Origin of the sequence: Pseudomonas sp. 43NM1, from assembly GCF_002836905.1 — a bacterium.
GTDB classification, from domain to species: domain Bacteria; phylum Pseudomonadota; class Gammaproteobacteria; order Pseudomonadales; family Pseudomonadaceae; genus Aquipseudomonas; species Aquipseudomonas prosekii.
Map to the genome: position 1 here is coordinate 1 of NZ_MKGS01000043.1, position 9,706 is coordinate 9,706.

4 protein-coding genes and 1 pseudogene are annotated in these 9,706 nt (G+C 61.0%); 4 read left to right on the forward strand and 1 reads right to left on the reverse strand.

What is annotated here, in order from left to right:
- Positions 1 to 746: pseudogene (locus tag BI292_RS06150) on the forward strand (stress response protein TerZ); the annotation flags it as partial.
- Positions 747 to 882: 136 nt separating this feature from the next.
- Here the strand turns inward: BI292_RS06150 and BI292_RS06155 are convergent.
- Complete coding sequence (locus tag BI292_RS06155) at positions 883 to 1,791, reverse strand: DMT family transporter (protein WP_092271664.1); 909 nt, start codon at positions 1,789 to 1,791, stop codon at positions 883 to 885.
- Between the two features lie 157 nt (positions 1,792 to 1,948).
- Here BI292_RS06155 and aceK point away from each other — a divergent pair, with 157 nt between their 5' ends.
- The 3 genes from aceK (at position 1,949) to BI292_RS06170 (ending at position 9,456) form a co-directional block, all read left to right on the forward strand.
- Positions 1,949 to 3,670 carry a bifunctional isocitrate dehydrogenase kinase/phosphatase gene (aceK, locus tag BI292_RS06160; RefSeq protein ID WP_101207315.1) on the forward strand — a complete coding sequence of 574 codons (1,722 nt, stop codon included), beginning with the start codon at positions 1,949 to 1,951 and terminating at the stop codon, positions 3,668 to 3,670.
- 367 nt (positions 3,671 to 4,037) lie between these two features.
- On the forward strand, positions 4,038 to 7,949 hold the full coding sequence (gene hrpA, locus BI292_RS06165; RefSeq protein WP_101207316.1) for an ATP-dependent RNA helicase HrpA: 3,912 nt from the start codon (positions 4,038 to 4,040) through the stop codon (positions 7,947 to 7,949).
- A gap of 385 nt (positions 7,950 to 8,334) precedes the next feature.
- Positions 8,335 to 9,456 (forward strand): beta-ketoacyl-ACP synthase III, encoded by a 1,122-nt coding sequence (locus BI292_RS06170; protein ID WP_101207317.1) that lies wholly within the window; start codon positions 8,335 to 8,337, stop codon positions 9,454 to 9,456.
- The last annotated feature ends 250 nt before the right edge of the window (positions 9,457 to 9,706 follow it).

Below are 9,706 nucleotides of genomic sequence, written 5' to 3' on the forward strand. Positions count from 1 at the left end.
CCCCAACTCCAGCGCCGCCCCCGACCCCGACCCCAACTCCAGCGCCGCCCGCCGCCGCTAAACCGGTCAACATTGCCAAGTCGCTGATCACCCTCGACAAGCCCGGCACCAGCCACAAAGTGTCGCTGGAGAAAGGCCCGTCGGCGCCGAAAGTCATTCGCGTCAGCGCGACCTGGGTCGATAACGGCGATAACCAGGACAACGACGACCTCGACCTGCGCATCGGCATTCTTCGCCCGGATGGCCGCATGTCGATCATCCAGGCACCGGACAAAAGCGGTTCGTTCGACGCCGATCCGTTCGTCTTCCACACCGGCGACGTGGTCAACGCCAGTGCCTCGGCGCCGGGCATCGAAACCGTGGAAATCAACCCGGCCATCTCTCAGCGCATGGGCGGCAAGGTTGCATTGGTGTGCAGCGTCTATTCGGCGGTTGCCAACGGCGCCGTTTCAGTAGCGTCGCTGAAGCCGAAAATGCGCATGGAATACGGCGATCAGGTGGTCGAATGCGCGTTTGAGTTCAAGAGCGGTTTCTTCAGCAGCATGGTCTACACCTACGTCATCGGCCTGATCGAAATAGACCTCGATCACATCGAACTGAGCCCGTCGGGCACCACCTCAAAAACCGGCAGCGAAGCCACGCCATGGCTGTCGCGCAAGGGCGACAAACTGCTGATCACCATGGATGGCCCACCCGTGTTCAAAGGTCATCCGCCGCAAAGTGGTGGCAAGAAAAGCTACGTCTGAGATCGCTCGAACCGCCCCACAAACCCCGTAGGAGCGAGGCTTGCCCGCGAAGGCGTCAGTCCAGTCAATATGTGCGTTGACTGGACTGACGCCTTCGCGGGCAAGCCTCGCTCCTACAGGTTCGGTGCCAACTCGATTACGGTTTTGCCAACCCCGGCGCCTTGGTCACCGCCGGTTTCAACACCAGCCATAACGCCGCCCCGATCAATACCCCGCCATACACGTGCGCCATCGACAACGGCTCGTCCAGCAGCAACGCGCCCCACAGCACGCCGAACGGCGGGATGACGAACGTCACCGTCATCGACTTCACCGGGCCGATCGAGCTGAGCAGGCGGAAGTACACGATGTAGGCAAACGCCGTACAGCCCAGGCCCAACCCGAGCAACGACAGCCAGACGTTCCAGCCGCCCCAGCTCGCCGGTGGCTGGGTGACAACGCTGTAGCCGAATAGCGGCAGCAAAAACAACGTCGCGCCGAGCATGCTGCCCAGCGCCGACAGACGACTGTCGAGGCCGCCGGCCTGATCGAGCCAGCGTCGCGCGAGGAATCCGGCGAAGCCGTAACACGTCGTCGCGAGCAGGCAGGCGAGGGCGCCCATCAGCAATTGCATGTCGAACGCCACCGGGCCGGCGCGGGTCAGGACGCCGACGCCGAGCAATCCGAGAAACACCCCGCCGAGCTTGGCAGCAGTGAGCCGCTCATGGAAAAACAGGCCGCCGATCAACACGCCCATCAACGGCGTGGTGGCGTTGAAAATCGCCGAGTAACCGGCCGGCAGCACTTGCGCGGCCACCGAATACAGGGTCGCCGGCAAGCCGCTGTTGATCACGCCCAGCAGCATCACGGTTTTCAGTTTGCCCTTGAAATCCCAACTGATGCGCATCAGCCCGAGGATCACCAGCAACCCGGCGGCGGCAATCGACACGCGGAAAAACGCCGTGGGAATGGTGCCAATCACCGGCGCGATGACGCGCATGAACAGAAAACTCGCGCCCCAAATCGCCGCCAGCGACAACAAACGAACAATATCGACAGCGCTCACGGGGCACTCCTTCCTTTATAAGGGCGCAAGTGTTGCCGAGCGTCCGGTCGATGGCAACCGAAAACCGCGCAATCAATTCGCCGCGAAAAATACGCTTCTCCTGCGCACGGTTCAGTGGCTAAGCTCAGGTTTCCGAAATTCCCGCAGAGGTCTCACCATGCCGCAGCAATGGCCCGCCGCCGATATCGCCCGAATGATCCTCGATGGCTTTGACGATTACCGCGAGCATTTCCGGCAGATCACCGACGGTGCCCGCGCGCGTTTCGAGCAGGCGCAGTGGCAAGAGGCGCAAGTCGCCTCGGCGGCGCGGATCAACCTCTACGAAGAAAAGGTCGGGGAAACCATCGCCCGTTTGCGCGAAACGTTCGACGATGCCGCGCTGATGGAAGTCAGCTGCTGGCCGCTGGTCAAAAGCGCCTACATCACGTTGATCGACCTGCGATTCGACGATGAACTGTCCGAGACCTGGTACAACTCGATCTTCTGCGGGCTGTTCAGCCACGACCTGATCAGCGACGGCTGCATGTTCATCCACACCACCCGGCCCAGCCTGCGCCGCGCCCGCGCTGCGCAAACGCGCACCTACAAACCCCAGGGGCACTTGTCGGAAATGCTCGCGAGTATCTTCGCCGACTACCGTTTCAGCGAAGATTACGCCGACCTCGCCGGCGACCTGCGCCGCCTCGAAGCGCAACTGCGCGAAAACCTGCCGGACTGGGTGTGCAAGGACCCGCAGCTGTCGGTCGAACTGTTTTCCTCGGTGCTCTACCGCAACAAAGGCGCCTACCTGGTCGGGCGCATTTACACCCGCGACGAGCAATGGCCGCTGGTGATTCCGCTGCTGCACCGCGAAGGCCGGGGGATACAGATCGACGCGCTGATCACCGATGAAGCGGACGTGTCGATCATTTTCTCGTTCACCCGTTCCTACTTCATGGTCGACGTGCCGGTGCCGGCGGAGTTTATCGGTTTCCTCAAACGCATCTTGCCGGGCAAGCACATCGCCGAGCTGTACACCTCGATCGGCTTCTACAAACACGGCAAATCCGAGTTTTATCGGGCGCTGATCAATCACCTGGCCAACACCGACGACCAATTCATCATGGCGCCCGGCGTGCGTGGCATGGTCATGAGCGTGTTCACGCTGCCGGGTTTCAATACCGTATTCAAGATCATCAAGGACCGCTTTTCGCCGTCGAAAAACGTCGACCGCGCGACGGTGATCGAAAAGTATCGGCTGGTGAAAAGTGTCGACCGGGTCGGGCGCATGGCCGATACCCAGGAGTTTGCCGACTTCCGTTTTCCGCTGAGCAAGTTCGAACCGGCGTGTCTCGAAGAGCTGCTGGACGTGGCGCCGTCAACGGTGTCGGTCGAGGGCGATACCGTGCTGATCCGCCACTGCTGGACCGAACGGCGGATGACCCCGCTGAACCTTTATCTGGAAAACGCCAACGAAGCGCAGGTGCGCGAGGCGCTGGAAGATTATGGCTTGGCAATCAAGCAATTGGCGGCGGCGAACATCTTTCCCGGCGACATGTTGCTGAAAAACTTCGGCGTCACTCGCCACGGGCGCGTGGTGTTTTATGACTATGACGAGATTTGTTATCTGACCGAAGCCAACTTCCGGCACATCCCGCAGCCGCGCACCCCGGAGGACGAAATGGCCTCCGAACCGTGGTATTCGATCGGGCCGCTGGACGTGTTTCCGGAAGAGTTTCCACCGTTTTTGTTTGCTGACGCGGGGCAGCGGCGGTTGTTCGATCAGTTGCATGGCGAGTTGTACAACGCCGATTACTGGAAAAGTCTGCAAGAGGCGATTCGCGCCGGGAAAGTCATCGACGTGTTCCCGTATCGGCGCAAAGGCCTCGACAACGAATAACCCCTGAAATCGACCCCTCACCCCAGCCCTCTCCCCAAGGGGGAGAGGGGGAAAGGGAGCCGATCTTCGGGCCTTTCAGAATCTGCGTTCGACTCGCAATTGCAGGTCGGTGTATTGCAAACAAACACCTCACCCCAGCCCTCTCCCCAAGGGGGAGAGGGGAAAGGGAGCCGATCTTCGGGCTTTTCAAAATCTGCGTTCGACTCGGACTTTCAGGTCGATGTAGCTCGAAAGAACACCTCGGTCAGTCCCCTCGCCCCTTTGGGGAGAGGGTTAGGGTGAGGGGTGGCCCTCCCTGACACGCCAAACACAGCCAAATCTGCGACAATCGCCCCCCTGCGCCACTAGACGACTTATTGCGTACCTGATGACTGACGAATCGCCTTCCATCGACAAACTGCTGAAAAACCTCGATCACGCCATGCTCGCCGACCGCCACCGGCTGCGGCGGCAGTTGCTTGAGCTGCGCAAGAAACCGGACGAGGCCAAGTTGGCCGCGTGGGTGACGCGCATGCAGGCGTCCTGTGATCAGGTGCTGGCGCGGCGCGCCAGCCTGCCGGTGATTCGTTACGACGACAGCCTGCCGATCGCTGCCAAGCGCGACGAAATCAAAGCCGCGCTGCTCAAGCATCAAGTGCTGATCATTGCCGGCGAAACCGGCTCGGGCAAAACCACCCAGTTGCCGAAAATCTGCCTGGAAATCGGCCGCGGCCAGCACGGTCTGATCGGCCACACCCAGCCGCGCCGCATCGCTGCACGCAGCGTCGCCAGCCGGGTTGCCGAAGAATTGGCGACGCCGTTGGGCGCGCTGGTCGGCTATCAGGTGCGGTTCGAGGATCAGAGCGATTCCAATACGCTGATCAAGTTGATGACCGACGGCATCCTGCTCGCCGAAACCCAGAACGATCGCTACCTCGAACGCTACGACACGATCATCGTCGACGAAGCGCACGAACGCAGCCTCAACATCGACTTCCTGCTCGGTTACCTGAAAACCCTGCTGCCGCGCCGCCCGGACCTGAAAGTCATCATCACCTCGGCGACCATCGACCTTGAGCGCTTCTCCAAGCACTTCGACGATGCGCCGATTGTCGAGGTTTCCGGTCGCACGTTCCCGGTCGAAACCTGGTATCGGCCGCTGACGCTGGAGCAGGACGAAGAGGGCAACCGCGTCGAGGACGACTTGACCGTCGATCAGGCCATCCTCGCCACCCTCGACGAAATCGCCGCGTTCGAACGCAGCGAGCGCAAAAGTCCCGGCGATGTGCTGGTATTCCTGCCCGGCGAGCGCGAGATTCGCGACGCCGCCGACATGCTGCGCAAGGCCCAGCTCAAACACACGGAAATCCTGCCGCTGTACGCGCGCTTGTCGCCGGCCGAGCAGCAGCGGATTTTCCAGTCGCACCCGGGCCGCCGTGTGGTGTTGGCGACCAACGTCGCCGAAACCTCGCTGACCGTGCCGGGCATCCGTTACGTGATCGACAGCGGCACCGCGCGCATCAGCCGTTACAGCTATCGCGCCAAGGTCCAGCGTTTGCCCATCGAGGCGATTTCCCAGGCCAGCGCCAACCAGCGTAAAGGTCGTTGCGGTCGGGTCGAGCCGGGCATTTGCATTCGTCTTTACAGCGAAGAAGATTTCATCGGGCGCCCGGAATTCACCGACCCGGAAATCCTCCGTACCAACCTCGCCGCAGTGATTCTGCAGATGCTCCATCTGCGCCTCGGCGAGATCACTGATTTCCCGTTTATCGAGCCGCCGGATGGCAAGGCGATCAGCGACGGTTTTAATCTGCTGCAAGAGTTGTCGGCGGTGGATCGCAACAGTCAGCTGACCCCGCTCGGACGCAATCTGGCGCGCCTGCCGGTCGACCCGCGCATGGGCCGCATGCTGCTCGAAGCGGCGAAACTCGGCAGCTTGCAGGAAGTGCTGATTGTCGCCAGCGCCATGTCGATTCAGGACCCGCGCGAGCGTCCGCCGGAACGTCAACAAGCGGCGGATCAGGCGCACGCGCAATGGAAAGACGTCGATTCCGACTTCGCCGGGCTGGTCAATTTGTGGCGCGGGTTTGAAGAACAACGCCAGGCGTTGACCGCGAGCCCGCTGCGCAACTGGTGCCGCAAGAATTTCCTGAATTACCTGCGCCTGCGCGAGTGGCGCGATTCTCACCGCCAGTTGAGCCTGATCTGCCGCGACATGCAGCTGAGCATCAACAAAGAGCCGGCGGATTATCCGAAGCTGCACAAAGCCGTGCTTTCCGGGCTGCTCAGCCAGATCGGGCAGAAAGCCGACGAAGGCGATTACCTCGGCGCGCGTCAGCGGCGTTTCTGGATTCACCCTTCGTCGGGCCTGGGCAAAAAACGTCCGCAATGGCTGATGACCGCCGAACTGGTGGAAACCACTAAGTTGTATGCGCGGATGGTCGCGAAGATTGATTCGGACTGGATCGAGCCGCTGGCCGGGCACCTGATCAAGAAAAACCACTTCGAACCGCATTGGGAGAAGAAGCGCGGCCAGGTCGTCGCGTTTGAACAGATCACTTTGTTCGGGCTGATCGTGGTCGGCCGCCGACCGGTGCATTACGGGCCGATTGATCCGCTGGTGTCGCGTGAATTGTTTATTCGTGAAGGGCTGGTGCGCGGCGAGATTCAATCCAAAGCCAAGTGCCTGACGGCCAATGCGCAGTTGCTCGAGCAGCTCGACGAACTGGAAGCCAAGGCGCGTCGGCGCGATATTCTCGCCGACGAAGAAACCCTGTTTGCGTTTTACGACGCGCGTCTGCCGGCGGAAATTCATCAGACCGCGACGTTCGACAGTTGGTATCGGGTCAACAGTCAGAAAGACCCGCAACTGCTGATCATGCGCGAAGAAGACGTGCTGGCCCGCGAGGCCAGCGAAGTTACCGCGCTGCATTACCCGGACACGCTGCACATTGGCGATCTGGAGCTGGCGCTGAGTTACCACTTCGAGCCCAATCATCCGCGCGACGGCGTGACCCTGCGGGTGCCGGCACCGTTGTTGCCGATGCTGCCGCCGGAGCGTCTGGAATGGCTGGTGCCGGGTGTCATCGAGGCCAAATGTGTGGCGCTGGTGCGTAACTTGCCGAAAGCGTTGCGCAAGAATTTTGTGCCGGTGCCGGACTTTGTCAAAGCCGCGCTGCAACGCATGACCTTCGCCGAAGGTTCGCTGCCGCAGGCGCTGGGCCGCGAATTGCTGCGCATGACCGGCGCGCGGGTCAGCGATGAAGCGTGGGCCGAAGCCTCGCAGCAGGTCGACAGCCATTTGCGAATGAACCTGGAAATCGTCGATGGCCAAGGCAAGTTCCTGGGCGAAGGACGCGATCTGGCCGAGTTGACCGCGCGTTTCGCCGAGGCCAGCCAAGCGGCATTGGCCGTGCCGCAAACCGCGAAAAATCAGCAGCCGGTCGAGCCGAAAGTCTTTGCCGCGGTCGCCGAGAAAACCCAGCAGAAGATTGCCGGGCTGTCGATGACGGTGTATCCGGCGTTGGTCGAAGAGGCCGGCACGGTCAAGGAAGGGCGTTTCTCGACGCCGGCCGAAGCCGAGTTCCAGCATCGCCGCGCCTTGCAGCGTTTGCTGATGCAGCAATTGGCCGAGCCGGCGAAGTTCCTGCGCGGCAAGTTGCCGGGGCTGACCGAGCTGGGCCTGATGTACCGCGAGTTGGGGCGTATCGATGCCTTGGTCGAGGACATTCTGTTGGCCAGTCTCGACAGCTGCATTCTGGAGGGCGAAGACCCGTTGCCGCGCGATGGCGCCGGGTTGGCCTCACTGGCCGAGCGCAAACGCGGCGGCTGGACCGAGCACGCCGAACGTCTGGCGAAGCTGACGCTGGAGATTCTCAAGCTTTGGCACGGTCTGCAAAAACGCTTCAAAGGCAAGATCGACCTCGCGCAAGCGGTGGCGCTGAACGACATCAAGCAGCAGCTGAGCAATCTGGTGTATCCGGGGTTTGTCCGTGAGACGCCGATGCAGTGGCTCAAGGAGTTGCCGCGTTATCTGAAAGCGGTCGAGCAGCGTTTCGAGAAGATCGGCGCGCAAGTGCAGCGCGACCGGGTCTGGAGCGGCGAATTGTCTGCGCTGTGGGCGCAATACCAGACCCGCGCGAACAAACACGCGCAGGAAGGCAAACGCGACCCGCAACTGGAGCTGTACCGCTGGTGGCTGGAGGAATACCGCGTGTCGCTGTTCGCCCAGCAATTGGGGACCAAAGTACCGATCTCCGACAAGCGCTTGAACAAACAGTGGAATCAGGTCGAGCCATGATCGCTAGGTGTGCGATCCCCTGTGGCGAGGGGGCTCGCCCCCGTCCGGCTGCGAAGCAGTCGTAAAATCACCGCAATCGGTAAACCTGATACACCGAGTTCGCAGGTTTTGGGGCGGCTTCGCCACCCAACGGGGGCAAGCCCCCTCGCCACAATGTTCGTGCGAGCATCGGGCGGTTGTTTGATCCAGCAAATAGGGCCAAACCGCGGCGTTTATGGCAAACTTCGCGCCTATAAACGCCGGTGCCGCGATTTTGAGCCTTCAGCGGCTCTCGCGGCTCGGAATAAAGCGATGCCAGGTTTGCTTCCCTGCGCGGGAACGAACCCTTTGTGTGTTGGTACGTCGGTGCCAGCGCTTTCTGCCTGAACAGATTAGAGAAACGACCATGCATAACGTCGTCATCAGCGGCACCGGCCTGTACACCCCGGCCAACAGCATTTCCAACGAAGAGCTGGTGCAGTCTTTCAATGCTTACGTCGCGCTATTCAACGCCGACAACGCTGACGCCATCGCGCGTGGCGAGCTCGAAGCGTTGACCGAGTCCAGTGCGGCGTTTATCGAAAAAGCTTCCGGCATCAAAAGCCGCTTTGTCATGGACAAGGACGGCATCCTCGACCCGCAACGCATGGCGCCGCGCCTGCCCGAGCGTTCCAACGACGAATGGTCGGTGCTTTGCCAAATGGCCATCGGCGCTGCCGAACAAGCCTTGCAACGCGCCGGCAAGACTGCCGCCGACATCGACGGCGTGATCGTCGCGTGCTCGAACCTGCAGCGCGCTTACCCGGCCATCGCCATCGAAGTTCAGGAAGCCTTGGGCATTCAGGGTTTCGGTTTCGACATGAACGTGGCGTGCTCCTCGGCCACTTTTGGCATCCAGGCCGCCGCCAACAGCGTGCAACTGGGCCAGGCGCGGGCGATCCTGATGGTCAACCCGGAAGTCTGCACCGGTCACCTGAACTTCCGTGACCGCGACAGCCATTTCATCTTCGGCGACGCCGCCACTGCGGTGATTGTTGAGCGCGCTGACCTGGCCACCTCCGAGTTCCAGTTCGACATCGTCAGCACCAAACTGCTGACCAAGTTCTCCAACAACATCCGTAACAACTTCGGTTTCCTCAACCGCGCGGCGGAAGAGGGGGTTGGCAGCAAGGACAAACTGTTCGTGCAGGAAGGCCGCAAGGTGTTCCGCGACGTCTGCCCGATGGTCGCCGAGCTGATCGCCACGCATCTGGAAGAAAACCAGCTGAATGTCGGCGACGTGAAGCGCTTCTGGCTGCACCAGGCAAACCTCAGCATGAATCACTTGATCGTGAAGAAACTGCTCGGCCGCGAGGCGACTGAAGAAGAAGCCCCGGTGATTCTTGATACCTACGCCAACACCAGTTCTGCCGGTTCGGTGATTGCGTTTCACAAGAATCAGGATGATCTGGCCGCTGGTTCGCTGGCGGTGCTCAGCTCGTTTGGCGCCGGTTATTCGATTGGTAGCGTGATCTTGCGCAAGCGCTAAGTGGTCAAAGAAAGACCGTAGCCGTTGGCTACGGTCTTTTTTTATGGGCGCTGGTTTTGTGAATGCCGGATTTTCTGTACAACCGCTTTGTTGAGGATGAGGGATTGTGTGGCGAGGGGGTTCACCCCCGTTGGAGAGCGCAGCGGTCGCAAAAGCTGAGCCCCTGTTTAGCCAGACTGACCGCATTGCATGGTTTTGCGACTGCTTTGCAGCCGAACGGGGGTAAACCCCCTCGCCACAGGGATTGGGG

What these genes read in the sequence shown, in the direction of transcription:
- aceK (WP_101207315.1), top strand. Translation starts at nt 1,949, where the DNA reads ATGCCGCAGCAATGGCCCGCCGCCGATATCGCCCGAATGATCCTCGAT.
- hrpA (WP_101207316.1), top strand. Translation starts at nt 4,038, where the DNA reads ATGACTGACGAATCGCCTTCCATCGACAAACTGCTGAAAAACCTCGAT.
- BI292_RS06170 (WP_101207317.1), top strand. Translation starts at nt 8,335, where the DNA reads ATGCATAACGTCGTCATCAGCGGCACCGGCCTGTACACCCCGGCCAAC.